Origin of the sequence: Flavobacterium ammoniigenes, from assembly GCF_020886055.1 — a bacterium.
Classification (GTDB): Bacteria; Bacteroidota; Bacteroidia; order Flavobacteriales; family Flavobacteriaceae; genus Flavobacterium; species Flavobacterium ammoniigenes.
The window spans coordinates 1,305,039-1,330,079 of the sequence record NZ_AP025184.1 but is presented as its reverse complement, the minus strand read 5'-3'; the positions used below and the strand labels follow the sequence as shown (position 1 = coordinate 1,330,079).

The 25,041-nt window shown below is 31.0% G+C and carries 24 protein-coding genes and 3 tRNA genes; 17 read left to right on the top strand and 10 right to left on the bottom strand.

Annotation, left to right across the window (positions count from 1 at the left end):
• Positions 1–3: 3 nt before the first annotated feature.
• The 3 genes from LPC21_RS06105 (at position 4) to LPC21_RS06095 (ending at position 2,321) form a co-directional block, all read left to right on the top strand.
• Entirely contained in the window at positions 4–318 is a 315-nt protein-coding gene (locus tag LPC21_RS06105) for a rhodanese-like domain-containing protein (RefSeq protein ID WP_229316285.1), read from the top strand.
• A 184-nt stretch (positions 319–502) separates the two neighbouring features.
• A complete protein-coding gene (locus tag LPC21_RS06100; protein ID WP_229316284.1) occupies positions 503–1,351 on the top strand; it encodes a transketolase in 849 nt (282 codons plus the stop codon).
• 16 nt (positions 1,352–1,367) lie between these two features.
• A complete protein-coding gene (locus LPC21_RS06095) occupies positions 1,368–2,321 on the top strand; it encodes a transketolase family protein (RefSeq protein ID WP_229316283.1) in 954 nt (317 codons plus the stop codon).
• 70 nt (positions 2,322–2,391) lie between these two features.
• Here LPC21_RS06095 and LPC21_RS06090 read toward each other — a convergent pair whose 3' ends face one another.
• Positions 2,392–3,405, bottom strand: a complete 1,014-nt coding sequence (locus LPC21_RS06090; protein ID WP_229316282.1) for a BamM family beta-barrel-assembly machinery protein — start codon at positions 3,403–3,405, stop codon at positions 2,392–2,394.
• A 78-nt stretch (positions 3,406–3,483) separates the two neighbouring features.
• Between LPC21_RS06090 and LPC21_RS06085 the strand changes: the two genes are divergently transcribed.
• Both LPC21_RS06085 and LPC21_RS06080 read left to right on the top strand, forming a co-directional pair.
• Positions 3,484–3,879, top strand: a complete 396-nt coding sequence (locus tag LPC21_RS06085; protein WP_229316281.1) for an RNA-binding S4 domain-containing protein — start codon at positions 3,484–3,486, stop codon at positions 3,877–3,879.
• A gap of 63 nt (positions 3,880–3,942) precedes the next feature.
• Entirely contained in the window at positions 3,943–4,443 is a 501-nt protein-coding gene (locus tag LPC21_RS06080; RefSeq protein ID WP_229316280.1) for a phosphoribosyltransferase domain-containing protein, read from the top strand.
• Here LPC21_RS06080 and LPC21_RS06075 read toward each other — a convergent pair.
• Positions 4,435–4,953, bottom strand: a complete 519-nt coding sequence (locus LPC21_RS06075) for a shikimate kinase (RefSeq protein ID WP_229316279.1) — start codon at positions 4,951–4,953, stop codon at positions 4,435–4,437. The two genes, LPC21_RS06080 and LPC21_RS06075, sit on opposite strands and share 9 nt — an antisense overlap.
• A 127-nt stretch (positions 4,954–5,080) precedes the next feature.
• On the opposite strand from LPC21_RS06075, the gene LPC21_RS06070 reads away from it, so the two are divergent.
• The 3 genes from LPC21_RS06070 (at position 5,081) to LPC21_RS06060 (ending at position 5,385) form a co-directional block, all read left to right on the top strand.
• A tRNA-Lys gene (locus LPC21_RS06070) sits at positions 5,081–5,153 on the top strand.
• Between the two features lie 35 nt (positions 5,154–5,188).
• Positions 5,189–5,261 (top strand) — tRNA-Lys (locus tag LPC21_RS06065).
• 41 nt (positions 5,262–5,302) lie between these two features.
• Positions 5,303–5,385, top strand: a tRNA-Leu gene (locus LPC21_RS06060).
• Positions 5,386–5,726: 341 nt separating this feature from the next.
• Here the strand turns inward: LPC21_RS06060 and LPC21_RS06055 are convergent.
• Positions 5,727–5,951, bottom strand: a complete 225-nt coding sequence (locus tag LPC21_RS06055; protein WP_229316278.1) for a helix-turn-helix domain-containing protein — start codon at positions 5,949–5,951, stop codon at positions 5,727–5,729.
• A 236-nt stretch (positions 5,952–6,187) separates the two neighbouring features.
• Between LPC21_RS06055 and LPC21_RS06050 the strand changes: the two genes are divergently transcribed.
• The 7 genes from LPC21_RS06050 (at position 6,188) to LPC21_RS06020 (ending at position 13,707) form a co-directional block, all read left to right on the top strand.
• A complete protein-coding gene (locus LPC21_RS06050) occupies positions 6,188–6,352 on the top strand; it encodes a hypothetical protein (RefSeq protein WP_229316277.1) in 165 nt (54 codons plus the stop codon).
• A 171-nt stretch (positions 6,353–6,523) separates the two neighbouring features.
• Positions 6,524–6,694 carry a Sec-independent protein translocase subunit TatA/TatB gene (locus LPC21_RS06045; RefSeq protein WP_229316276.1) on the top strand — a complete coding sequence of 57 codons (171 nt, stop codon included), beginning with the start codon at positions 6,524–6,526 and terminating at the stop codon, positions 6,692–6,694.
• Between the two features lie 76 nt (positions 6,695–6,770).
• A complete protein-coding gene (locus LPC21_RS06040; protein WP_229316275.1) occupies positions 6,771–7,430 on the top strand; it encodes a hypothetical protein in 660 nt (219 codons plus the stop codon).
• Between the two features lie 6 nt (positions 7,431–7,436).
• Complete coding sequence (locus LPC21_RS06035; RefSeq protein WP_229316274.1) at positions 7,437–7,961, top strand: TlpA family protein disulfide reductase; 525 nt, start codon at positions 7,437–7,439, stop codon at positions 7,959–7,961.
• A gap of 72 nt (positions 7,962–8,033) precedes the next feature.
• Complete coding sequence (locus LPC21_RS06030; RefSeq protein WP_229316273.1) at positions 8,034–10,184, top strand: peptidase domain-containing ABC transporter; 2,151 nt, start codon at positions 8,034–8,036, stop codon at positions 10,182–10,184.
• Between the two features lie 278 nt (positions 10,185–10,462).
• A complete protein-coding gene (locus LPC21_RS06025; RefSeq protein ID WP_229316272.1) occupies positions 10,463–12,526 on the top strand; it encodes a hypothetical protein in 2,064 nt (687 codons plus the stop codon).
• A gap of 152 nt (positions 12,527–12,678) precedes the next feature.
• On the top strand, positions 12,679–13,707 hold the full coding sequence (locus tag LPC21_RS06020; protein ID WP_229316271.1) for a DUF6414 family protein: 1,029 nt from the start codon (positions 12,679–12,681) through the stop codon (positions 13,705–13,707).
• A 314-nt stretch (positions 13,708–14,021) separates the two neighbouring features.
• Here the strand turns inward: LPC21_RS06020 and LPC21_RS06015 are convergent, their stop codons facing one another.
• Positions 14,022–15,293, bottom strand: coding sequence for an FISUMP domain-containing protein (locus LPC21_RS06015; protein ID WP_229316270.1), 1,272 nt, complete (start codon positions 15,291–15,293; stop codon positions 14,022–14,024).
• Positions 15,294–15,397: 104 nt separating this feature from the next.
• Here LPC21_RS06015 and LPC21_RS06010 point away from each other — a divergent pair, with 104 nt between their 5' ends.
• Positions 15,398–15,655, top strand: coding sequence for a helix-turn-helix domain-containing protein (locus LPC21_RS06010; protein ID WP_229316269.1), 258 nt, complete (start codon positions 15,398–15,400; stop codon positions 15,653–15,655).
• A 79-nt stretch (positions 15,656–15,734) separates the two neighbouring features.
• Here the strand turns inward: LPC21_RS06010 and LPC21_RS06005 are convergent, their stop codons facing one another.
• The 5 genes from LPC21_RS06005 to LPC21_RS05985 all read right to left on the bottom strand — a co-directional run bounded on the left by LPC21_RS06005 (position 15,735) and on the right by LPC21_RS05985 (position 21,365).
• Positions 15,735–18,140: a hypothetical protein gene (locus tag LPC21_RS06005; RefSeq protein WP_229316268.1), complete on the bottom strand. Its 2,406-nt coding sequence runs from the start codon at positions 18,138–18,140 to the stop codon at positions 15,735–15,737.
• A gap of 5 nt (positions 18,141–18,145) precedes the next feature.
• Entirely contained in the window at positions 18,146–18,418 is a 273-nt protein-coding gene (locus LPC21_RS06000) for a helix-turn-helix domain-containing protein (protein ID WP_229316267.1), read from the bottom strand.
• A 111-nt stretch (positions 18,419–18,529) separates the two neighbouring features.
• Entirely contained in the window at positions 18,530–19,180 is a 651-nt protein-coding gene (locus tag LPC21_RS05995; RefSeq protein WP_229316266.1) for a hypothetical protein, read from the bottom strand.
• A gap of 48 nt (positions 19,181–19,228) precedes the next feature.
• Complete coding sequence (locus LPC21_RS05990) at positions 19,229–20,482, bottom strand: tyrosine-type recombinase/integrase (RefSeq protein ID WP_229316265.1); 1,254 nt, start codon at positions 20,480–20,482, stop codon at positions 19,229–19,231.
• 361 nt (positions 20,483–20,843) lie between these two features.
• Positions 20,844–21,365 (bottom strand): DUF4252 domain-containing protein, encoded by a 522-nt coding sequence (locus tag LPC21_RS05985; RefSeq protein ID WP_229316264.1) that lies wholly within the window; start codon positions 21,363–21,365, stop codon positions 20,844–20,846.
• A gap of 141 nt (positions 21,366–21,506) precedes the next feature.
• Here LPC21_RS05985 and LPC21_RS05980 point away from each other — a divergent pair, with 141 nt between their 5' ends.
• On the top strand, positions 21,507–22,976 hold the full coding sequence (locus LPC21_RS05980) for a S41 family peptidase (protein ID WP_229316263.1): 1,470 nt from the start codon (positions 21,507–21,509) through the stop codon (positions 22,974–22,976).
• A 60-nt stretch (positions 22,977–23,036) separates the two neighbouring features.
• Here the strand turns inward: LPC21_RS05980 and LPC21_RS05975 are convergent, their stop codons facing one another.
• On the bottom strand, positions 23,037–24,992 hold the full coding sequence (locus LPC21_RS05975; protein WP_229316262.1) for a TonB-dependent receptor plug domain-containing protein: 1,956 nt from the start codon (positions 24,990–24,992) through the stop codon (positions 23,037–23,039).
• Positions 24,993–25,041: the final 49 nt, after the last annotated feature.

Sequence of the window (25,041 nt, the reverse complement as noted above, 5' to 3'; positions counted from 1 at the left end):
AATATGATCACACTATTAAAAAAAATTTTAGGTTTAGGACCCAGCGTTAATTTTGCTGAATTAGCACAACAAGGAGCAATTGTATTAGATGTACGTTCAAAAGCAGAATTTTCAGGAGGACATATTAAAGGGTCTGTGAATATTCCAGTACAAGTATTACAAAATAATTTAGGTCAACTGAAAGACAAAAACAAAACCATCATCACCTGTTGCGCTTCGGGAATGCGAAGTGCTTCGGCAAAAAGCATACTAAAATCGAATGGATTTACTTCCGTTCATAATGGAGGCGGCTGGTCTAGTTTGCAATCCAAATTATAATTGACTATTTTAAAATACATGCCTTCCAATTTTGGGAGGCTTTTTTTTATGTCACTACTAAAATTTTGTTTTTGTTGATAATTATACATTATTCTTAATAAAACATGGACAACAATTCAGAAAAACGTTTGTCCCAACCCTAAATAAAAATTACATTTGCAACAGTTTAACCTTTACACATCAAATGAAGCCTAACACACAACAATTAAACGATTTAACTATCCAAGTTAGAAGAGATATTCTTCGAATGGTACACGCTGTCAATTCAGGTCATCCTGGAGGATCTTTGGGTTGTACTGAATTTTTAGTAGCCTTGTACCAAAACCTAATGGAACGCAAAGAAGGTTTTGATATGGACGGAATTGGAGAAGATCTTTTCTTCCTTTCTAACGGACATATTTCTCCCGTTTTTTATAGCGTTCTAGCAAGAAGCGGTTATTTTCCTGTGGCTGAATTAGCGACTTTCCGTTTAATCAATTGTAGATTACAAGGTCACCCAACTACACATGATGGTTTACCTGGAATCCGAATGGCTTCTGGTTCTCTTGGACAAGGATTATCTGTTGGAATTGGTGCGGCTCAAGCCAAAAAACTAAACAATGACAAACACCTAGTATATACTTTACATGGGGATGGTGAATTACAAGAAGGACAAAACTGGGAAGCCATTATGTATGCTTCAGCAAAAAAAGTAGACAACCTTATTGCTACAGTTGACCTTAATGGAAAACAAATCGATGGTACTACTGACGAAGTATTGTGTATGGGTAGTTTAAAAGCAAAATTTGAAGCTTTTGATTGGGATGTATTAGAAATCAAAGAAGGAAATAATCTAGAGGCAATCATTGCAGGAATGAACGATGCAAAATCTCGAACTGGAAAAGGAAAACCAGTTTGCGTTTTATTGCATACAGAAATGGGTAACGGAGTTGATTTCATGATGCATACGCATGCTTGGCACGGTAAAGCACCAAATGATGCGCAACTAGAACAAGCTTTAGCACAAAATACTTCAACATTAGCTGATTACTAATAACACGACACAACAAATGAAAAAATATACAAATACAGGAAGTAAAGATACTCGTTCAGGTTTTGGAGCGGGAATGACTGAATTAGGTCAAAAAAATGAAAATGTAGTAGCGCTTTGTGCGGACTTAATTGGATCATTAAAATTTGACGATTTCAAAAAGAATCACCCAGAACGTTTTTTCCAAATTGGAATTGCTGAAGCCAATATGATTGGAATTGCAGCAGGACTAACTATTGGTGGTAAAATTCCTTTTACAGGTACTTTTGCTAGTTTCTCAACAGGACGTGTGTACGATCAAATTCGTCAATCAGTTGCTTATTCTGAGAAAAACGTAAAAATTTGTGCTTCTCACGCTGGATTAACTCTTGGAGAAGATGGCGCAACACACCAAATTTTAGAAGATATTGGCTTAATGAAAATGTTGCCAGGAATGACCGTAATCAATACTTGCGATTACAACCAAACCAAAGCGGCTACTATTGCACTGGCAGATCATCACGGACCAGCCTACTTGCGTTTTGGACGTCCAGTTGTGCCTAACTTTATGCCGGCTGACGAACCTTTCGTAATCGGGAAAGCCATTCTTTTAAATGAAGGTACCGATGTAACTATTGTAGCTACTGGACACTTAGTTTGGGAAGCTTTAGTTGCTGCCGAAGCATTAGAAGCAAAAGGAATCTCTGCCGAAGTAATCAACATCCATACTATTAAACCATTGGACGAAGAAGCTATTTTAAAATCATTGGCCAAAACAAAATGTATCGTTACTGCTGAAGAACATAACATTTTAGGAGGTTTAGGCGAAAGTGTTTCTAGAGTATTGGCTTTACATCATCCAGCTCCACAAGAATTTGTAGCGGTAAATGATAGTTTTGGTGAATCAGGTACACCAGAACAATTGATGGAAAAATACAAGTTAAACAATCAAGCGATTGTGGCTGCTGCAGAAAAAGTGATCAAAAGAAAATAATCCTTTTTATACCTTAAACAAAAAATCCCGATTTCAGTGAAATCGGGATTTTTTATTTACTGTTTGCCTATTAGTGACAGTTTTTATCTAAATGCTTTTTAATTCTTGCACTATTGGTTGTATTACCACTACAATCAGGAATAGTTGCAAATGGAATACTTAATCCACTTATAGGATCTTTAATTTCTAATTTTGTGGTGTAATTATCGCCATCATCATCTACATCAAGATAATTTGGAATTCCATCAGCATCGGTATCATCGGAATTAGATGCTATAGCAGTTGGATAATTAATAGTATTTCTAAAATCGTACATATAACCATCTCCGTTCAAATCTTCTAAATACGAAGGAATACCATCTGAATCTTGATCCAATCGTTGAATTTCGTATAGTTTAAAGCTAAAAACCAAAGGGCTGTAAGAAGGAATTGAACCACTACCAGATGCATAATAAGCTACACCTGATGGCAAGAACATAACTCCGGCTCCAAAACCAGAATACGAAACTGTTCCGTCTGCGTTTGCCGTGTAAGTACCTTTTTTAAATTGAGGAAAAATTTCTGACCAACCAATAATTGTATTAGTCAAACTAAAAAAGCTTTGTGGATTTTTAGACTCTTCAAATTGTGTCACTGTTAAGGATGCTGCTGTAGTAGTTGTTGCGGCCACTTTAGTCAAATAGTCCCCTCTATAAGAAGCCAAAACACCATCGACATTAGTTGGTTTATCTCCGGTACCTTCTCTCAATACTAAATAATATATTTTATAAGTAATATCGTGTAGCTTTACATCTCTACTAAGCAATTTCGGAAAAGAAGTATTGTTTAAATACGACCAGATTGAAGCTTGTGTTCCGCCAGTAGGAATTTTAGTGATAATTATATCTTGATCATCCGCAAAACCAGGATGGTTAACTACAGTGAAATAAGTAGTTTTAAGGTATTCTTCAATAGTTGCTAAATCAGTAGTATATTGTGTCGAGTATTCTCTAATTACTTCTGTTTGAATTGCATTATCTTTGGAACAAGAAAATAAAGAAAGGCTTGTTACTAATACAATAAAATAATACTTAAATTTGTTCATTATGGCGAATTTTTAAGTGCGCAAGATACAATATTGATTTATTTTTGTAAACTATTTAACTTCGATTTTAGAAAATTTATGCGAATAGACAAATATTTATGGTGTGTGCGGTATTATAAGACGAGAAACATGGTTACAGAAGCTTGTAAAAAAAATCATGTCACCGTAAATGGACAAATCGCAAAGCCCTCTCGAGAGGTTTATCCAACCGACAAAATCACATTTAGAAAAGACCAAATCACACAAATTATAACCGTTTTAGATATTCCTGAAAGTCGTGTTGGAGCAAAATTAGTAGACATCTATCGACGAAATGACACGCCTGCTGAAGCCTTTGCGCATTTAGAATTATTAAAATTATCCAAAGAGCATTACCGAAAAACAGGAACGGGGCGTCCTACTAAAAAAGACCGAAGAGATATAGACGAATATGGAAATGAAATTCCAGAAGATCTTGAAGAAGACTTTTTGTAAAAATTGAAACTTTAAGGATTAAAACGAATAAAAAAAGATTGTACCTTTCACAAAAAATAGACTATGAGCCAAAACATCATCTTAACCCATCAAGAAATTGAGCATAAAATCAAACGTATTGCTTATCAAATCTATGAGACATTTGTTGATGAAGAAGAAATTGTCATTGCAGGCATTGCTACAAACGGATTCATTTTTGCTCAAAAAATTGCAACTGCTTTACAAGAAATTGCAACTCTAAAAATTGCTTTGTGCGAGGTGAATGTCAACAAAATACATCCCGAAGCGCCAATTCAAACTTCACTATCCAAAGAAGAATACGCTAACAAAGGATTAATTGTAGTAGATGATGTTCTCAATTCAGGAACAACTTTAATTTATGCAGTGAGACACTTTTTAGATGTTCCATTAACTAAATTCAAAACAGCTGTTTTAGTAGATCGAAATCATAAGAAATATCCAGTCAAAGCTGATTTTAAAGGCATCTCTTTGTCTACTTCATTATTAGAACATGTGCGTGTTGTTTTTGATGATAACGGACAAAATTCAGCTTATTTAAGCTAAAATTGATATAATATCGGCAACCGTTTCATCAATTGATTTTGCATCTACAGCTACTTTATATTCGGCTTGATTATAATAATAACTGCGATCAAATAGGTGCTTTGCAATAAACTCTTGTAGCTCAGCTTCTGATTTATTAGCTACTATGGGACGTTTACTTTTATTGTGAGACAATCTATTAAACAATGTTTCTACTGATGCTTTCAAATAAATAGAAGTAATTCCCTTGCCTTTTAACAATTCATGATTATTGGCATAACAAGGTGTACCTCCACCTAAACCAATGATTTGATTTTCGGATGTAGCGAGCAATTCGACAAAAACATCGTGTTCTAATTTTCTAAAATAGACTTCTCCAAAAGTTTCGAAAATTTGGTTGATTGACATTCCAGCTTTGGCTTCAATACTTTTGTCTAAATCAACAAAAGGGATTTGGATTAACCCTGAGAGTTTTTCGGCTATGGTTGATTTGCCAGACCCCATATATCCTAATAATATAATTTTTTTCATTGGAATAAAACCCTACAAATTAAGGCGTTAAAGACTTTTGTTTAAAAAAGACAAATTTATAATAAAATAGCTTTGAAATATCAAAAATAAGGCCTTATATTTGCACCCGCATTCAAGAAATGATAATGACTCGATAGCTCAGTTGGTAGAGCACATCACTTTTAATGATGGGGTCCTGGGTTCGAGCCCCAGTCGGGTCACAAAATTATTAATACATTTCATTTCTTGAGTCATTGACTCGATAGCTCAGTTGGTAGAGCACATCACTTTTAATGATGGGGTCCTGGGTTCGAGCCCCAGTCGGGTCACAAAAGGTTGTTCGTTTTTCGAATGACCTTTTCTTTTTTAAGGCCATGTGGAGAAACGGTAGACTCGCCATCTTGAGGGGGTGGTGCTCGCAAGGGCGTGAGGGTTCAAATCCCTCCATGGTCACATTAATTCTTATTTTATAAGGGATAACAAGGTTTTTAGTCAACATTTAGTCAACAACACTAAATTCGTTTGATTAAAACCTTTTTTTTTAGTCTTCAAAAAAGCCAAAAAATTCCAATTTCAATTTAGTTTACAAATACCTAGGGGTAAAAAAAGAATCGTTTTCCTGTACAGATGCTTGTTCGTAAAACCGCATATAACCTTGGATTTTTTGGTATTTAATACATCTGTCGAATCAAAGCGACATACTTATATATACTTACTCGTAAGTAAAATTACAAAAGATAAGTTATAACACTACTTTAAAGTTTTTGTTTCTTAAACAAAGATATTACAGTGACTTATTTTTGAGATTTCTTTTTCCTCTTTACTTCTTTAAAAAAGTCAACAGGTTCAATTTCTAATATATCAAGTAGTAACAGTAAATTTCTAACGGAAATATCGGCTTCTCCATTTTCCATTTTAGCATAATAACTCTGGGTGAAATTTAGTTTTGAAGCCACATATTCTTGAGATAGTTTCTTCTCCAATCTAGTTAATCGGATAGTATTGAGGACAATATTCATATGATTACAATTCAGTATTAGTTAATTTATTCAGTAATTTATGGGGATGTACAATATTACAAAAAAAATCAAAATGAAAGAAATGTATTCCAAAATCCTTTAGATTAAGTATGAATAATTTAGTAGTATTTTGTTCTTGCAAGTCTGAATAAACTTTCTAAAATTTGTTTCAAACAAAAGTTTCTGCAGAATGTCTATTTGTTTAAAATCATTATTAATCTCAAATTTTGAAAATTATGAAAAAATTAGAATTGAATCAAATGGAAAACTTATCGGGAGGTTTAACAAGTAGACAATGGGGTTGTGCATTGGGTGGTATAGCAGCAGGCCTTTCTGTGCCTGGTCCTTGGTCTCCAATTATTGGAGGTCTTGCTACTGCATCTTGTTTTCTATTAAATTAAAAAAATAGTTATGAGCAAAGGGTCTATAACAATAATTATACTCATTATAGTAATCGGATTAGGTTCCCGATATAAATTATATAGGGACAGAAAAAAATAATTCTTCCTTTGTTTAACTTAATAACCTCAGGATCAATTAATTTGCCTGAGGTTGTTTTAAAATTCATTTTTATGGGACGTATTGGATTTACAGAGCTATTGCCAATAATTTTTATAGTTTTATTATTATTTGGAGGTAAAAAAATACCTGAGCTAATGAAGGGGCTGGGTAACGGAATTAAAGAGTTTAAAAATGCCTCTAAGGACACAGAAATTAAAACTGCTCCTGAAGAAAAAAATTAAAAAAACTCGAGATTGTGTTTTATTTTAGTTATATCTATTATAATGTTGCACTCTCGGGTTTTTTAAATACACATATATGTTTAGAAAACCTTTTTTCAGATATCTTGTGCTTTCCTGTTGTATGATATTGATTGCAGAAATCACAAAAAATGTATTGAATTTCAATAAATTAATACAAATTTCACTTGCTGAAAATCTTACAAATCAACAAATTGAGTTCTTTTTTAATCAACAATCTAAATGGCATTGGTTTTCTATTGTTTTTACTCCAATTTATATATTAATTAAAACTAACTTAATCGCTAGTATACTATATATTGGCACTTATTTTTATAGTAAAACCGAAGTAAAATATAAATTGTTATGGGATATTGCTGTGAAGGCAGAGTTTTTGTTTTTGATAGCATTAATCTGTAAAATTATCTGGTTTTACTTTTTTCAAACTAATTACACGCTTAAGGATGTACAGTATTTTTATCCTTTTTCTGTAATTAATTTTTTAGATTATAACGAAATAGATTCTTGGTTTATTTATCCATTACAAACATTAAATTTATTTGAATTTGGATATTGGATATTATTATCATATTTCATAAGTAAACTTGTCCAATCAAATAAAACAGACCAAAATAAGTATCCTATAGACTTTGGACTAATAATTGTTTCAACAAGTTATGGAATATCACTTTTCTTATGGGTAATTATCATTATGTTTTTCACTCTAAATTTTTCTTAAAATACAATGCAAAAACATCTTAAAATAATTATACCTTTTTTGTTCGTAGGATTGTTTGGATCTTTAATTTTCCAGATTACCTCAAAGATTAAACACAAAAAGGAAGTAGCTGAAAACATAAAGACTATTCCAAACTTTGATTTTCAAAATGTAAATGGGGGACGTTTTACCAATGAAAATCTAATTAAAAACGCACCAACTCTTTTTGTTTATTTTGATAGTGAATGTGAATTTTGTAATGAAGAAGCAGAAATGATAAAACAGAATATCGATAAGTTCTCAACTTTTCAATTGATTTTTGTTTCTATTGAAAACCCTGATAAAATTAAAGATTTTGCCATTAACCATAAACTAATCAATTATGATAAAATTAATTTCCTATCTGATACAAAAATTAGTTTCGCTCCTACTTTTGATGTTAAATCACTTCCTTGCTTAGTCTTGTATGATAAAGACCAACACCTTATTGAAAAAATCAAAGGTCAAATTAAACCTGAAGTTCTCATTAAAAAATTAACAACTAAGGATTAGTTATACTCTTAGTTTTAATTCCTTGTTATTTAAAATTCTTTGCCCTCTTTAATGAATTTCACTTTATAATTTATGATTCCAAAGCATATTGAAAAAACCCATACCCTTCAATTAGATCAGTCCGATTGTGGTGTAGCTTGTTTACTAAGTATAATTAAATTCTATCAAGGTAATCACTCGATAGAAAAACTAAGAGAACTTAGCGGAACTACTCAACAGGGAACTACTCTTCTGGGTTTATATCAAGTTGCAAATTCTCTTGGTTTTAATACAGAGGGATGTGAGGCAGATATTCCTTCATTAATAGAACACAATCATCCTGTTATACTTCACGTGGTTATTGACAAACAATTACAACATTATGTCGTTTGTTATGAATATTCTAAGGAGAATGGATTTCTTATTGGTGACCCTGCTAAGGGAATTTACTTTTTATCTGTTGAAGAGTTAGATAAAATCTGGGAATCTAAAAGTTGTTTGACCTTAGAACCAACCGATAAATTTGAGAAATCAATTACTTCCAAAAACAACAAAAGAAAATGGTTTATTGATTTAATAAAACAAGACGACAAACTACTTTGGATTAGTGTTTTGTTGGGTGTGTTTATTGCGTGTTTAGGAATGTCAATGTCTATATTCTCTCAGAAATTAATTGATGACATTCTACCTTCACACAAAATCACCAAGTTGGTCTCAGGAATTGGACTATTAACCATTCTCCTATTGGCAAGGGTAGGTATTTCAGTACTAAGAGAATACTTTTTATTGCAACAAACCAAAGACTTCAATAACCGAATCAACAATCAATTTTTCAGTTCTTTATTACACCTACCTAAGTCTTTTTTTGATACCCGAAAGATCGGAGAATTAGTTGCTCGATTAAACGATACACAAAGAATACAAAGTGTGATTAAACTATTAACAAGTAGTTTGGTAATTGATGTTTTGGTATCTATTATTTCATTGGTGTTTTTATTTGGGTATTCTTGGAAGGTTGGGTTAATTTCACTTCTTAGTTTACCTATCTACTTTTATATCATTTACAGAAGTAACAAAAAAATCATTCAATCTCAAACCGATGTGATGCAGAGTTACGCTTTTAATGAGGGTAATTACATCAATACCATCCAAGGGATTTCAACTATCAAAAATGACAACAAACAGGAGGTTTTTAAGAATTTGAATCAGGCTGTATTTGGGATTTTTCAGGAGAAGATTTTTAACCTTGGAAAAATCAACATTCAATTGTCTTGGCAGTCGGGATTGGCGAGTGTTTTCTTTTTAATTGGTGTTTTGGTTTACACTTCGATTCAGGTTTTTAATAAAGAAATTAAATTAGGAGAACTGATGGCGATATTAGGGATTGTGAGTTCATTGTTGCCTTCCATCGCTAATTTGGCTCTAATCTCAATACCAATCAACGAAGCTAAGATTGCCTTTAACAGGATGTATGAGTTTGCCTCAATGGAAAAAGAACCTGAGGGTGGTCAAACTATATCTGAGATTCAAAGTATCACAGTTCAAGACCTTTCATTCCGTTTTGCAGGAAGAAAAGAGATGTTTAAAAATATTAATCTAACTATTGAAAGAGGGAAGTTAGTGGCTATAGTTGGTGAAAGTGGCAGTGGAAAAAGTACTTTGGGACAAATTTTACAACGTTTTTATCCTTTTGAAAGTGGGAGTATTAAAGTGAACAATGAGTATGAACTTAACGATATTGAACTCAAGAGTTTTAGAAACCTAATTGGTGTTATTCCACAAGAGATAAACATCTTTAATGGTACTGTAATTGACAATATTCTGTTGGGCGATACTGTTACACCCGAAACCATAATGGAATTTATCACTCAATATGGATTTTTAGACTATTTTAACCAATTACCACAAGGATTGGGTACTGTTGTAGGTGAAGAAGGAATTAACCTCTCGGGAGGCCAAAAACAGATAATTGCACTCGCTCGTGTTTTATTCAAACAACCTCAATTTTTAATCTTGGATGAGGCTACCTCTGCAATGGATAGAAATACAGAGAAATTTTCAATGGAGTTGTTAGAAAAGATAAAACCCAAGTGTGCCATTTTCTTTATCTCACATAGATTAAACACGCTGAAGAATATTGCTGATGAAATTTATGTTTTAGAAGATAAAACAATTACCCATCACGGTAATCACGAACAACTATTACAAACCAGTAATTTTTATAGTGAGTATTGGAAAGAGTAAAGACAAAGATGTTGTATTAGAACCGTAAGAAAAGAATGAATGAAACCGTAATGTTTATTTATAATATAAATAGATTTTTGCAAGATCACAATCAATTAAAAACTAATTGGTATTTAAACTTAATAATGTGTTACTAATAAATAGATTTCATTGATATTTTGCTGATTTGCAAAATAGATGTACGCATGATTTTAATCTTAGATTGACGCAATGCATCTATTGGGATGTTAGCTACAAGTATATAAGAAAAATATTTAGAATAAAATAATATAATATAAATGAACCACGAAAAAGAAAGAGCAATAACATATAGTTTATTAGCACATATTAGAAACACTGGAACATTAGCCAAAGGACCAATTGATATCTTTATTCCTTTAATTAAAAGAGCTCTTTCAATATTGAATAATGAAGGGATTTATAAGGGCAAAAGTATTTTAGAAATAAAAAACAGAACGGATGTTTTGTATAATATAGATTTCCCAATACCTGTTTTAAAGAAAATATTGGATGAAATTTGTAAAGAAATAAACACAGATGAATCTACTCATTTCACCATTTATAGTGATGGTGCTTTTAGCATTAATCAATATACATTCACAGATTACGAGGATATTATTTTAAGCCAAGAAAAAGAAATAAATGAATTAGAAGAATTATTTAAACGTTTTTGTGAAACTTCAGAATTCGAAATTGCAAATAGTGATTCTATTTTTAAATTTATTGAGAAAAACAAATTTATATTATCAAAATATATTTCAAATAAACAATCATCAAACGGCCAAGACTATACACCAGAAGCCCAATTTATTGACTTTTTTAGACGAATACCTTCAATTTATGAAAGAATAAAAAATATTTATTTGGGGTCCATAATTGCTGGATATATCGAATATAATCCAGATGGGGTAAAAAGAGAAATTGAATTACTATTGGATACAAATTTTCTTGTAGGTTTATTAGATTTAAATACTCCTGAATCTACACATACTTGTAGAACCTTAATTAAAATAGCAAAGCAACAAGGATTTAGAATTACTGTGCTAAAAGATACAATTGAAGAGACTAAAAATCTATTAGAGACTAAAGCATCTTTTTTTGAAAAATCCTTTTTACAAAAAAAGGTTAATCCTGAAGATGTTTATAATGCCTGTGATAGAAGAAATATTTCAAAAACAGATTTAGAAAGAATAGCTGACAAATTAGAAGATACAACTAGTACTTATGGAATAAGCATGTTATTTCAGACTGATAAATTAAAAAAAGAGGCGAAGTTTACTGAGGAATACAAAATATTTGAAGAAGTTAGAAAAAGTAAACGTTCAGCATTGCATGATGCAACAGCATTATTATATATTAGAAAACAAAGAGGAAAAAACATTAAAGAGTTTGAAAAAGTTAATGCTTGGTTTGTTAACAATTCAGCTTCAGTGGAAGGAGATAATATATATTTAAAAGATGGATTTCAACCTGAAACAATAAAAGCTGATGATTTATTAAATATTTTGTGGCTTAGTAATCCTCAAATAAATAAAGAAATTGCAGGTGAAGATTTAGCGGAAATAGGACTAACTTCTATAATTTCATTAACTTTAAATAAAAATCTACCAAAATCTCAAATTCTAAGAGAGTTAGATGATAATATTCACAAGTATGCAAAAGAAGAGATTAGTGACACTGATATCGTAAGAGTTGCAACTAGAATTACTAATAAACAGCTAAAAGATATTGAAGGACTAAATATTCTTGCAGAAAAAGACAAAGAACAATTTGTTAAACGATTAGAAGAAGAAGCTGCTAAACAGAAACGAATAGAAGTAAGTAGAATTCGTAAACTTGAAAAAGTATTTGAGGAAATTTCAAATAGATCAGAAGAACTAGAAAAAACAAAGAAAACATTTGAAAAGAAATCAGAGGGGTTTGATAATGTTTTAAAGTTAAAAGATCAGTCTGAATCTAAAGTAATTCAATTAGAAGCAAAACTTTTAGAACAACAAAATAAAATAAGAGAAGAAAAAAGAGATCAATGGCTAAATGAACAAATTTTCAATTGGAGGAGAAAAAGTTGGATTGAATTTACTATTTCAATTTTAATCGTTTGGGGGGGTATAACTTATATTCTCTATATTTCCAATTGGAGTATCAAAAATGCTTCAGAATATATAGTTGAATTACAATCAAATATAATAATAAGTGGGATTTTCTCTTTAATTATTTTTATAATTTCAGCTGTTTCATTTAGAACACTATTGGACAAATACAGAAACCATAGTAATATAGAAAACTATAAAAAAGGCCTAAAAATACCAGAAGAATATAAAGAACTAAAAAAAGCCCCGTAGCAAATAGGCGTCTAGCAAGATTGCGAATTTTGTGACAAATTAACATTTCACAAGAAATTTTTTCTCTAACAGAAAATAACAAGCTCCAAAGTTCGCAACTACATGAAACGGCGAACCGTTAGACAATAGCCATTAACACCATCTCTTTAGACATGAAATCAATTAAAGAATTAATATACTTCGATTACGAAAAAGCCAAATCGATAAACAGTCAATTAAGTGGCGGATTAATAAGTGAAATAACTCGGGCAATAGAAAATGAAGGAGGTTTTGATTCAGAAACTGGAATTGACATAAAACTTTTTAAAGCTAAAGTTGGTTCATCAAATCAAGAAAAAACAATAAATACTGAAAAAATTGAACTTTATCATGAATTATTGAATCAAGTTGAAGAGCAATTATCTTCAAAAAATGTTTTGAAAAATCTAAATGACTGTTTTGAAAATAATGGAAAATCGTATAATGATTTCATTCTTGACTTACCTAATTCAACGTATATAAAAGTAAACGGTTGGAGTTCATTTGAAGATTATGAAAGATTCAAAAGGATAATGTCAAACTTCAATGATATTCAAAGATTAATTTATGCATCAGTTCTTGAAAGTAATACAGAGATAATATCTTTGAAAAAGCAAATAAACGATTTAAAGAAAGGTTTAAAAAAAGCACCAAATCCAAAAGAATTAAGCCGTTTAAAAGCTATGGAAAAAAATTTCGATGAAATTATGGAAAAAGTATCTGATGCTAGTTTATTAGATGAAACTTTTATAGAGAGGGTAAAAATTTTTCTAGATACATTTACTCCAAACAGATTAAATTTTAGGCTGTTACCTTTTGATATATTTCCTGAATTTCAAATTTTAGCCAATCTAAAAAGTGAATATTTAGTAAACGGTGATTTTGAAAATCTTATTTATACCTACGGTAGTAGACCAAATATAAAATTAACAGTATTTGGTATTATAAGTTCTTGTCCTCAACCTACTGATAATCGAGTTGATCATAATGATGAGTTTCTTGGTTATAATGATGATGAATTGACAGTAGAGATGACCTACAATAAAGCTTTTCGAAGTGTTTTCTCTTCATTTGAAAATTTTGAGAAGTTCTTTTTTGTTCCAAGTTTCCCGAAAATTGCAGTGAATCCTATTGCGATTTATAGAGAAGTTGTTTTCGAGTGATATTAACGTTGTAAAATTAATAGTCTTTTAGTTCAATAACTAGTTTAGTTTTTTTATAAAAAGTTAGGTATGTAGAATTAAAATCAATTTTCACTTTTTCTATAATCATATAAAATTAATGTATTTTGAATTTTAAAAATCCTAATGCAAAAAAATTATAAAAGAAGCATATTGTTAAATTTAAAAATAAAATACTGATAATCAATTAGTTTTAATTTTATTTTGTAAACTTATAGTTAATGGGTTTCAATGTTGATTAGGGATGTTGGCTACCTTGTTTACTTATGTAAAATGATTAACATAATACTTGTTCTTTAATCTTTTACTAAACGTACACTCAAGAAACTGTTTCTTGTGAAAAGACCATATCCAACATTGATATTGTCATAATTTAATCTCCAGTAATAAGAATACTGTGTACCATAAGTAGTATTAGCCCAGAAGTAAGCATTTTGATTTATATCAAAAAATGTATTAGGAGAATAATACCCCCCAGGCAATCCTGAGAAGCTACTAGCATTTGTAGCACCAGTATTAGGACTTTGCCAATAATTTATACCTATCTGTTTTAGCTTTGCACCCGCATATCCTAAACCACCATAACAATTAGTCATATTTGTCCATTCATCTTGACTAGGAATATGCCATCCAAGTGGTGCTAGACCTCTTGAATCAATTATTGCAGCCCAATTATATAATTTCCCATAAATTGTTCCATTAGGTGTAGAAAACGAGTAATAACACCAAGCTCCCGTTGAAATATTTAGATTAGAAGTCGAAGTAACTTGTGGTATTATATCTCCATTTCTGTACTTGGATACATTAAGATTTTTAGTAGTCCAAACTTTGTTGTCACATAAAACTATTGTAGGGTATGAATTACCATCTATATCGGTTACAGATGTTGGAATTATAGGGGAGCTAGTAGTAGTAAATGTTACTTGATTCCCATAGGCTGTACCAATTATATTTTTAACATACGTTCTTGCATAATATGTTGTATTAGGTGTAAGACCAGTCATTTCAGTACCAAAAGAAAGTACAGCCATCCCAAAAGTATATTTAGTTGCTAAATCCGAGGTTGGATTTTGTGATGTACTCCAAACTAAACCTCCGCCTAAAATTGGTGAGCCACCATCGGATTGTATAATTCCTCCACAGGATGCTGTAGTACTTGTTATGCTAGTAACTGCTTTTGTAGTAATGCTGGGTAATACGATTGTACTACTCGTTTTTAAACTAATTTCATTAGAGTATGTAGGAGAATTTCCAGAGGAATTATACGAATAAATTCTATAAGTATAGTTTGTATTAGGTGTTAAATTAACATCATTAAAAGCCATTATATTAGTTCCTACACTCCCTACTAATACATATGTACCTGAATCTGTTTTACGTTCTATTTTAAAACCAACTTCATTAGTAGAGTTATCTTTCCAAGTTAAATTTATCTGAGTAGACGAAATAACGCTACCAGCTAAGTTAGAGGGTGGTACAATAGACGTTATGTCAGTGTTGGTGTTATTTGAAGAGCATCCATATAACAATACAAATACCAAACTTAGAGATATTACAACTTTTTTCATAATTAGAGTAGAATATATTTCGTACAAATGTATATAAAATTCTATTAAATAGTACACTTTATAATAGAGTACCTCAAATTAGGTAAATTATTGAGATTTGAATTATGGAAAAATCTATTGAAAATTTTAATAAACTCGAGTATGAAGCAATTGCTAATAGACTAAAGTTGCTTAGAAAAGAAAAAGGGTATTCAAATTATGAGCATATTGCATTTGCTCTTGAAATGAGTCGTTCTGCATATTGGAGACTTGAAAAAGGTGTTAACTTTGAAATAAAAACGTTAATCAAAATTTGTAAACTTCTTGATGTTACTTTGGAAGAGTTCTTTGCTGGTATTGAATTACCAAAATCAAAAAAATAATTAGTGTTAAACTTTTAAAAGGGCTTGCTTTAACTAAAAAACAAACCCTATATTAATACAAATTTGAAGTTTTTGTTAACTAAAATTCTAATTCGGGAAGACGATATGTTTCTAAAGGCAAACTAGGAATAAAGTTGATATCTGAGTTTACTTCTTTATGAAATTGTAAATATTCAGAAAAGAAACCATCCCCCTTATAATAGGCCTCTTCGATATCAATTTGATTAAAAATACTTTTCTCCATATCAGTTTCAAAGTCACAATCATCAGGGATTATCGGTTCAACTTTGAGAATTTCATTCTTTCTAAACATTTCATCAAATAACTTAGCTCCAACCTCTTCGGATATACAACGTGTTTTGGTTAAAGTTTCATATAGTTCAGTTTTCAACTTATTTATAACATCTTCATCTCTATCAATAATAAAATCAGTTGTAAGCTCTACTAACTCTCCAACAACTAGTAGCAATTGTTTTGCAACTTCTCTATTGTTAACTAAGCGATTATATGCTTGAAGTTCTTTTTCATATTGCACAATACTTCTTTTAGCAGATGAGTTTTGTTGTTGATAACGTAACGACATTGACTTAATTAGTACCCTCTTTATAGTACTTATATAAAGAGGGTCATTTTTAACTTCTTTTCGTTGCTTTCTTTGTCGTCCAGTTACCAGTAAATTGTATTTTTTTAGTATTGCATAAGGCAATTCATTATTTTTTCTTTTGCCTATTATATCTAATTCTAAATAGCTATAATCTTTATTTGAAATATGTTCTTGTATTAATAAGAACAAGTTTGAGTAATTATAATCTGTATTTACAATTTTCCTTGCTTGATTTAGTTCTTTAATATAATCTAACCTTCTAGTAAAAGGCTTTATCTCAATTTGGTCAAAATCTTTTTCTTGTACTATAACCTCAGTCTTATTCCATCCCTGTTTTCTTATTCGATTATATAGAGCCCTTACATTAAAAATATAATTACTGTTGCTTCTAATGTGCATTAAAATAAAATATAATTCAGGCGCTTTTAACTGGCGCTTATTCAAATATAACAACGTACTGAACATTTTATCTAACTGGCTGTAAAAATAAGCCCTAGTGTCCTCTAAATGGCTTTTATAGTAGTTATTTAAGTTAAAACTAGCTTTAATATACTCGAAAGGATTTGCGTAGAATCTAAATGATTTTTTGATTCCTTTTATTTCAGGCTTTAGGCCTTCATATCTTGTGATTAAAGCTAACCCTTTAGGAATACTGCTTATATAGGCAGGATGTAAACGTTTAGTACCATATCCAAAGGTCTCTTTTATATAAGGACGATTAAGTTCTTTATACCCAAATTCACAATTTTTATTAATAGTTAAAATGCAAGGCTTAGTTTTATCATCTATAAAAATAATAGAATCGTGAAGTCGTCCACCTCGATAAAGATTGTTAGATTGAATAAATGAAGCTATAGCTAAATTTTCATGTCTTGTCATAAATGAAAAGAACTTTTTTACGGGGTCATGAGTAAATTCAACTAGTTGAATTGATTGTTCATCAGTATAGCCACATTCTTTAAAAAAGGCAATGGTTTTTTCCTGAGAGTTGTATTTACCACTATTGCAAAATTTACTAAATAATATTTTAGCTTCAACTCTAGTTATTCTCCTTGAAACTATTAAATTATTATACACCTTATCTCTTAAATTAGAGCTTATTTCATAATCTATAAAAGTTGGGAAAGCACTTTTAATATCACATTCAATAATTTTAAATGGGGCTATTCCCCTTAATTGCTTTGGAGATTTAGTCAAAGGGTTATACTCACGATTATCTCTACGTACTATTTTAAAGTTTGCAGTCTGTAATTGTAATTCCTTACAAATCAAAAACAGGATATAATAATACCATTTATATACAATTGAATAACCATTTGTACTAGTCATAGAATCAGTTGTATCTGATAATTCTGTATACTTTTTTTCTAAATGGTCTTTATCGTATTTGTATAATTCAATAGGGAGCTTCTGTCCTGTTTTAGCGAAATGATTGATATAATCAATATACTGATGTCCCCCAAAGTTGTCAGAATTAAAAAACCAAGCACTTTGAATTATAAGCCAACAATGTTTGAAATAAGGTGCTTTTTTAAGTTTATAGTAAACTACATCCAGCTCCTTAATTGCGGTGTATGACGTTAAATTGTCGCCATCCAAAAATGCCTTTACATAATTGAGTGTATAGAAGTTGTCTTTAATTTTATCGGTGAATATTTCACTATAGAAATAAGCCAAAGCCCAAAGCGTAACCTCTGAAAATGAAGAACCAGACTGTTTATCCCCCCTAATATTGTTAAGATGTGTAACAAATTCATCCTCCGTATTTTTTGAAATCCTATCTTGGATAGAAGTTTTTAGATTTGAATCATTGAAAAAATCTAACTCTATTTTTTTAGAAATATATTTTTTCTGCTGGAGTGGTTTATATACTGTTTCCATAGCCGTTACGAGTTAATAGGTTTAACTGCTCCTAAGACTTCACTTCTTTTGTAATAAACACGACTACTAAACCCATAAGATTTTAACTTACCACTTTTAGTATGTTTCCAAAGACTAGTTTTGTTAATTGATAGTAATTCACAAACTTCAATACGAGTAAGAAGTTCTTTTTCTGAATCGAATTTACTATTTGATTCATTTGTTTTTTGCAATAGTGGACTAATTGCATCGGCTAACTGTTGTAATGTAATGCCGTTTAGTAGAATTTGATTATTCATTGTTAATCTATTTAAAATTAGATTACAATGATATTGTTGAGTTTGGGTGGCAAAAAAGACCTGTAACTAGTATAAGAAAGGTATAAAAAAGGTATAATTAGCTAAATTTGATTATTGTCTTCTGAAATCTTGTTCATGAGAACTTAAAGTATACATCTCTGATGAATTATCGAATACATTTTTTTTAAAACTTTTAGGTTCTACGGAAAATTTATTTAATATAAATTCTTTGTACTTTTCTTGAGTGAATTTAAAAAAATAGATTTTTTCATCAACATAATAAGTCAAATAGTAAAAAATATTTATAAATTTAATTTTATCTCTTTTATTATAATTTTCAACTAAGTAGAGAAATAAATTATAACATTCCCTATTAAAATGATTTGGATTCCGTTCAGATTTTTCGCTTGTATCAACATTAAATGATGGTTCAATATCAGTATAGGTTTCAGTATTAGATCTATTAAGAGTGTCCTTAGAAATTTGTTTTTCAAAATGATCTATAATCATTTTTAAGCTTTCAATATGTATAGGATAATAAGGCTCTGATGTTTCAAGAATATCAACAACGTTACCATCTCCGTCATAAGCGTAATCTAGAGAATGAAACATATATGCAGTTTCATACATGTTTCTTACTTCTGATATAAACACATCTATTAATTCTGGAGAATTAATATCTGAAAACTCTATAATAAAATCAAAATTGCTCATATTCCCATTAAGTACTTTATTTACAGCAATTTCTATTCTGTTACTCACAATCATATTTTAGTTCTTAGTTTATTTGCAATCTTATCTTTACTAAATTTAATCTAATTTATTAAAATAATCTAAAATCTGAGAAGCATTATCATAAGTAGTTTTACCGATGTAAGCTAAAAAGACCTTTTCAGAACTATGAGCTGTTATATTCATCAATAATGGAGTTGGTATTTTAGTATAATAATTAGTAGCGAAAGACCTTCTGCAAACGTGAGAACTAATAGTTTTCCATTTCGGAAGTATAGTTTTTACTTTTGCTTTTTTTCCCTCCTCTTTTATTAGTCCGATTGTAGGTATATTAATTTCAGCCTTTTCACATATCTTTTTAATATACTCATTGAATTTAGCCAAAGATATTTTATATGGGAAATCACTTTCGACATACTCTAAAGCTTTATTACTAACTGGAATAGCAACTTGTTTACCCGTTTTTTGTTGAACTAACTCAATTATTTTGTGTCCTTGCCATTCTTTTATATTCTCAGGTGTAAGACTAAGTAAATCACCACCTCTTTGACCAATCAAACAGCCTAATAAAAGCCATTTCCTTGCATTAATATAAGCTGTGCTGGTTAATTCAGTCTCTTTTATTTTCTGTTGCTCTTCTGTACTCAAATAAACAATATCTTCAGGTTTACGTTTTTCAGAAACTACTTTGATGTTCTTAATCTGTTTATTAGTTTCTATACCATTTTTAAAAGCATCATTACACATTGTATTGAGGTTTGCAATATTCTTTCCAATATAACTGATAGAATACCCTTGTTTTGAAAGCCATATTTTAAAATCTTCTGCAAACTGGATGTCTATATTTTTAATAATCACTTTTTGAGAATTTAAACTCTCTTTTTCATATCTTAAAATCGTGTTTTTGAATAACTTAATATTACTAATTCTTCCAGCACTAAGTCCTGTACCTCCTTTTGAATTGGTTTTGAAGGGTGCTTCATCTTTATATTTTTCAATATAGTTTGTCAATACATCTAATTCAACTACTGGTGTTTTGTTGTTAAACTGATCTATGACATATTGAAGCCAATCACCATTAAGCTCAACACCTTTACTAATGTCGGTATTGTAAGCCTCTTGTATGAATAGCGCTAAGTAATCTAATTTTGATTTGATTCTCTTTAAATCTTCTCTTCCCATTTTCGGTTGAGACCTCTCAGAATTCCAATCAGTAGAATTGATTACAAATCCAGTTTTTCTTTTCAGAACAGTCTTTCTATTGATAGAAAACCGAACATAGATATTTGAATTAACACTTGAACTTTGGAGTAAATACTTAACGGTAGCCATTTTATTGAATTTGATATTCAAATATAAGCTAAATATTCTAACTTAGTCAACATTTAGTCAACGAAAAGTGTATTCAAATGAATCTAAACAAATCTAATGAAATCGATTCCCTTGTTATTGTTGATATAACGATTGTTTTAGTATTATATTAATTTGAATAAATACATGGGTATAAACCCCTCCATGGTCACGAATAAAAACAAACGCTGAACAAATAATCAAGCTGGCTTGAAATTATTTTTTAAGCGTTTGTTTTTTCAAAGCGGAACTTTAAGGTAAATACGGAGTCAGTCCAAAAACATGAAATAAAAAAAACACCAATATTGGTGTTTTTAATTTTGGAAAACCTAAGTAAAAAAAATTAATTCTTCCCCACTTTCCTTAACTCAGCACTTCCTGGAATTTTCATTTTATCCGTTAGAGCAGGTACTTCATTCAAATCAAAATCACCCGTAATTGACATCAAAACGGTATCCTCTGTCTTGCTTCCCTCAACAAACAAGAGCAACTCCTTTAATTGGGTTTCGCTCCCACCCTGTTTAGCAAGTATTTTCACTCTTTTACCTCCTTCAAATGTAGAAAGCAGTTCGGATAAACCTGCTGTTTTTGCATATTTTTCAGCAGTCAAACGCATTTGAATAGAAATTCGTTCATTTTGTGTTCGGTATACTTTAAGGTTATCTATTTTCTTAATTAAACTCATGTATTGCGTCGTTTCTTTATCTGAAGCGTCCAATTTAACCTTACTCATCAAATCAAACATTTTCTTATTGATGGTTATCGCATCAACACCCGCAATACCATCAAATTGATCAAAAACAGATTGGGCATAAAATGAATTGGAAATTAATATAAATAAAATAGCAACTAATTGTTTTCTCATAATTATCCTAATAAAGTATTTATAGTGCTAAATGTATTAATTAAAAATGAAACGTTCTCAAAAAGTAGGCTACTATTTTTATGAAAATATAGTATAAAAGTTTGTATTTTTACTTTTAAAATCGAATTCTAAAATCGCATTATGAAAAAATTCATTCCCTTTTTTATACTACTATTGTTGCTGCTTATAACTGCTCAAGCATGCCAAAAGGATCAAGATGACACTATTGTAGGTTCATCCTCATCAATAGCCAATTTAGAAGTTCAAAACTTTATTTGGAAAGGATTGAATCAGTATTATTTATGGCAAACAGACGTTGCTAATTTAGCGGACAACCGATTTGCCAATCAAGCTGCACTTGATGCCTTTTTAACCAACTACAAAGTACCTCAAGACTTGTTTGATGCGTTACGAGTGAGTCCCACTATTGATCGATTCAGTTGGATGGTAGATGACTATGTAACCTTAGAACAATCGCTACAAGGAATCTCAAAAAACAATGGGGTAGAGTTTGGTTTGAGTTACAAACCCAACAGTACTACTGAAGTATTTGGTTATGTCCGTTACATTATCCCAGGTTCGGATGCATCGACTAAAGACATACGTAGAGGCGAAATATTTACAGCCGTAAATGGTACCCCGTTGACAACAACAAATTACCAAAGTTTATTGTTTGGAACCAATGATAATTATACATTAAACATGGCAGATTATAATGGAACTACCTTTTCTTCCAATGGAAAAACAGTACAATTAACAAAAACAACCTTATCCGAAAATCCAATTTTAATTAAAAATGTAATTACAGTTGGCGCTAAGAAGATTGGGTATTTAATGTACAACGGTTTTTATGCTGATTTTGATTCTCAACTGAATGCCGCTTTTGGTGATTTTAAAACACAAGGCATTACCGATTTGGTTTTGGATTTACGTTATAATAGTGGTGGTTCTGTGCGAACTGCTACTTATTTGGCCAGTATGATTACAGGGCAGTTTACCGGAAAAGTTTTTGCAAAACAACAATGGAACACCAAAATCAATTCCTACTTTGAAACCAATGACCCTAATGGTTTACGTAATTTCTTTACAGATAAAATTGGATCCACTCCTATCAATAGTGTGAATATGTCAAAAGTATATATTTTGACAACCAAAAGTAGCGCATCGGCGAGTGAACTCGTTATTAACGGTCTAAAACCTCATATCAATGTGGTTCAGATTGGCGATGTGACTACAGGGAAAAATGTAGGATCAGTAACTTTATATGATTCACCTGATTTTTCGGCAACCAATAGAAATCCAAAACACAAATATGCCATGCAGCCTATCGTGTTGAAAATTGTTAACTCCGATGGCTTTGGTGATTACTTTAACGGATTGACTCCAACTCATGAGTTAAAAGAAACCATTAGTACTTTTGGAGTACTTGGCGACGTGAATGAACCTTTATTAAAATTGGCTATAGCCAAAATTACAGGAACTGGAAAAATGACAACACAAAGCACCGGTACACAATTTAATTTCTTTAGGGACTCTAAATCCATGAATCCATTTGGCAATCAAATGTATTTAGATAAAGCTCCGGCTGGACTCCAAAAAGCATTGGACTAAATAACATTATACAAAAAAGGCTTTCAAATTTAGAAAGCCTTTTTTATAAGTATATAGAATTTACCAATTCAATGTTATCCCAAATTTAAAGTTGCGACCCAAAGTACTGTAGCCTAAATTCTCGATAAAATCAGCATTAAAAATATTTTGTGCCGAACCAAATACAGAACATCTATTTTTAATGATTTCATACCTAGCTAGAGAATTTACTAGTTGATAGGACCCTAAATTAACCTGGGTGGTTGCATAGGTATTCCCATCAAAAAAAGCATCTTTTCTAGCGTCTATGTATTGGTAACTCACATTCCAAAAAAGGCGATCTGAAACTTTATAATCTAACGAAGAATTTAATTTGTGCTTTGGAATTAACCGATCTAAGGCTTCATCAACTTGAGTAAATGTATAGTTTGAATTCCATTTCAATTGATTACTCAAAACAAATTGAATCTCTGTTTCAATTCCTTTGGCTTTATTCAAACCATTTATATTAACGTAATTGGATGCATCAGTTACTGGATTGAAATAAAACCCAATAAAATTAGTTTGTTCGCGATAAAAACCCACTAGATTCCATCGGATATTATTGTTGCCTAATTGCGTTTCAAAACCCAACTCGGCGGTACTATTTTTTTCAGGTGTCAAGCTAGAATTACCATAAGGAGAATACAATTGGTACAAACTTGGGGTAACAAAAGCGGTACTGTAGGAACTGATAATTTTGAATGGAAGTGTTTGAAAATCAAACGAAGGATTCACATTGTAGACTAATTGATTGCCATAGGCACTGTGACTATTCCATCGTGCACCTACATTCAAATTGAAACCTAAACTCGAAGTGTAAACTCCAGTTACATAAGGATCAATCATATTGAACTTAGTATTTTCTTTGGTAATATTTCCATAAGGAGTCACACTATTAGCATCGTGAAATTGATACTGTAAACCCGAAACCAAATAGAAAGAATCACTAATTTGGTATTTATTAAATCCGTCTACATTCACGCTTCTCGATTCATATTGTGAAAAACCAACCGAATTCGAATAGGTATCCAACTCATCGTAAGAACGAACGAGTTTATTCAAACTTGAATTTATTATGAATTCCCCTTTGTTGTATTTGAATTTAGGAGAAAATCCAAAACGAAATTGTTTCGAACTTGTTTTGTTTAAATTGGTATCGCTAGTTCCAGTATTATCAAAACCTCCATCATAATCATTTTTAATTTGATCGTAATTCCCGAAAAAATCTAAAGTCATTTTATCCGAAACAGAATAACCTACTTTAGCCATATAATTCAAACGTGAAAAAGGATCTTCTTCATAGTTGACATTTGGATTTGGTGGCGCAATTTGAGAAATTCCATTTGTTTCTGTACTGTTTAAAGCAGTAAAATAGCTTAGTTTAGTGGTTCTTCCATTAATAGAAAACCCTTGATTAAAATCGGCTGCTTTTTGATTCTGCTGTGTTGCCGTGGTATTGGTACCCACATTAAAATACGCATTCCCAGATAGTGATTTTTTACCCGATTTTTTCAGTTTGATATTGATCAATCCTGTTGCTGCTCCAGATCCGTACAAAGTACTTGCCGCTCCCTTCATAATCTCAATACTTTCTACTTGTTCGACAGGAAGCAAACGCAAATCGTATTCCATGCTAATTCCTGAGGCATCGTTAACCGGAATTCCATCAATCAAGATAAGTACTTGACTGTTTTTACCTCCACGAATGTAATAGCCTAAGTTTTTACCAGCAGCACTTTGATTCCCGTTAATTTCAATCCCAGCAATCGTGTTTAAAATGGTAGCTACACTTTGTCCTGGTCGATTTAGCAACTCTTTGGCAGTAATGTTGGTGATTACTTTTCCCGATTTTTCTTTTGCCAAAGCAAATTTGGAATCTGATACCACCACTTCGTCTAGCTCCTGTTGAGAAGCTATAATTTCTTTTTCTTGCGCGAAAACACAAGACGATATTAGCGCTAATAATACGCTAATACGAACCTTTTTCTTGTTCATTTAATTCAACATTTTGCAACAGTAGCACTGTTACTTTACTAATAAATAG

Bases quoted from the DNA above. Each gene is read 5' to 3' on its own strand.
- LPC21_RS06105 (WP_229316285.1), top strand. From the start codon at position 4: ATGATCACACTATTAAAAAAAATTTTAGGTTTAGGACCCAGCGTTAAT.
- LPC21_RS06100 (WP_229316284.1), top strand. From the start codon at position 503: ATGAAGCCTAACACACAACAATTAAACGATTTAACTATCCAAGTTAGA.
- LPC21_RS06095 (WP_229316283.1), top strand. From the start codon at position 1,368: ATGAAAAAATATACAAATACAGGAAGTAAAGATACTCGTTCAGGTTTT.
- LPC21_RS06090 (WP_229316282.1), bottom strand. From the start codon at position 3,405: ATGAACAAATTTAAGTATTATTTTATTGTATTAGTAACAAGCCTTTCT.
- LPC21_RS06085 (WP_229316281.1), top strand. From the start codon at position 3,484: ATGCGAATAGACAAATATTTATGGTGTGTGCGGTATTATAAGACGAGA.
- LPC21_RS06080 (WP_229316280.1), top strand. From the start codon at position 3,943: ATGAGCCAAAACATCATCTTAACCCATCAAGAAATTGAGCATAAAATC.
- LPC21_RS06075 (WP_229316279.1), bottom strand. From the start codon at position 4,953: ATGAAAAAAATTATATTATTAGGATATATGGGGTCTGGCAAATCAACC.
- LPC21_RS06055 (WP_229316278.1), bottom strand. From the start codon at position 5,951: ATGAATATTGTCCTCAATACTATCCGATTAACTAGATTGGAGAAGAAA.
- LPC21_RS06050 (WP_229316277.1), top strand. From the start codon at position 6,188: ATGAAAAAATTAGAATTGAATCAAATGGAAAACTTATCGGGAGGTTTA.
- LPC21_RS06045 (WP_229316276.1), top strand. From the start codon at position 6,524: ATGGGACGTATTGGATTTACAGAGCTATTGCCAATAATTTTTATAGTT.
- LPC21_RS06040 (WP_229316275.1), top strand. From the start codon at position 6,771: ATGTTTAGAAAACCTTTTTTCAGATATCTTGTGCTTTCCTGTTGTATG.
- LPC21_RS06035 (WP_229316274.1), top strand. From the start codon at position 7,437: ATGCAAAAACATCTTAAAATAATTATACCTTTTTTGTTCGTAGGATTG.
- LPC21_RS06030 (WP_229316273.1), top strand. From the start codon at position 8,034: ATGATTCCAAAGCATATTGAAAAAACCCATACCCTTCAATTAGATCAG.
- LPC21_RS06025 (WP_229316272.1), top strand. From the start codon at position 10,463: ATGAACCACGAAAAAGAAAGAGCAATAACATATAGTTTATTAGCACAT.
- LPC21_RS06020 (WP_229316271.1), top strand. From the start codon at position 12,679: ATGAAATCAATTAAAGAATTAATATACTTCGATTACGAAAAAGCCAAA.
- LPC21_RS06015 (WP_229316270.1), bottom strand. From the start codon at position 15,293: ATGAAAAAAGTTGTAATATCTCTAAGTTTGGTATTTGTATTGTTATAT.
- LPC21_RS06010 (WP_229316269.1), top strand. From the start codon at position 15,398: ATGGAAAAATCTATTGAAAATTTTAATAAACTCGAGTATGAAGCAATT.
- LPC21_RS06005 (WP_229316268.1), bottom strand. From the start codon at position 18,140: ATGGAAACAGTATATAAACCACTCCAGCAGAAAAAATATATTTCTAAA.
- LPC21_RS06000 (WP_229316267.1), bottom strand. From the start codon at position 18,418: ATGAATAATCAAATTCTACTAAACGGCATTACATTACAACAGTTAGCC.
- LPC21_RS05990 (WP_229316265.1), bottom strand. From the start codon at position 20,482: ATGGCTACCGTTAAGTATTTACTCCAAAGTTCAAGTGTTAATTCAAAT.
- LPC21_RS05985 (WP_229316264.1), bottom strand. From the start codon at position 21,365: ATGAGAAAACAATTAGTTGCTATTTTATTTATATTAATTTCCAATTCA.
- LPC21_RS05980 (WP_229316263.1), top strand. From the start codon at position 21,507: ATGAAAAAATTCATTCCCTTTTTTATACTACTATTGTTGCTGCTTATA.
- LPC21_RS05975 (WP_229316262.1), bottom strand. From the start codon at position 24,992: ATGAACAAGAAAAAGGTTCGTATTAGCGTATTATTAGCGCTAATATCG.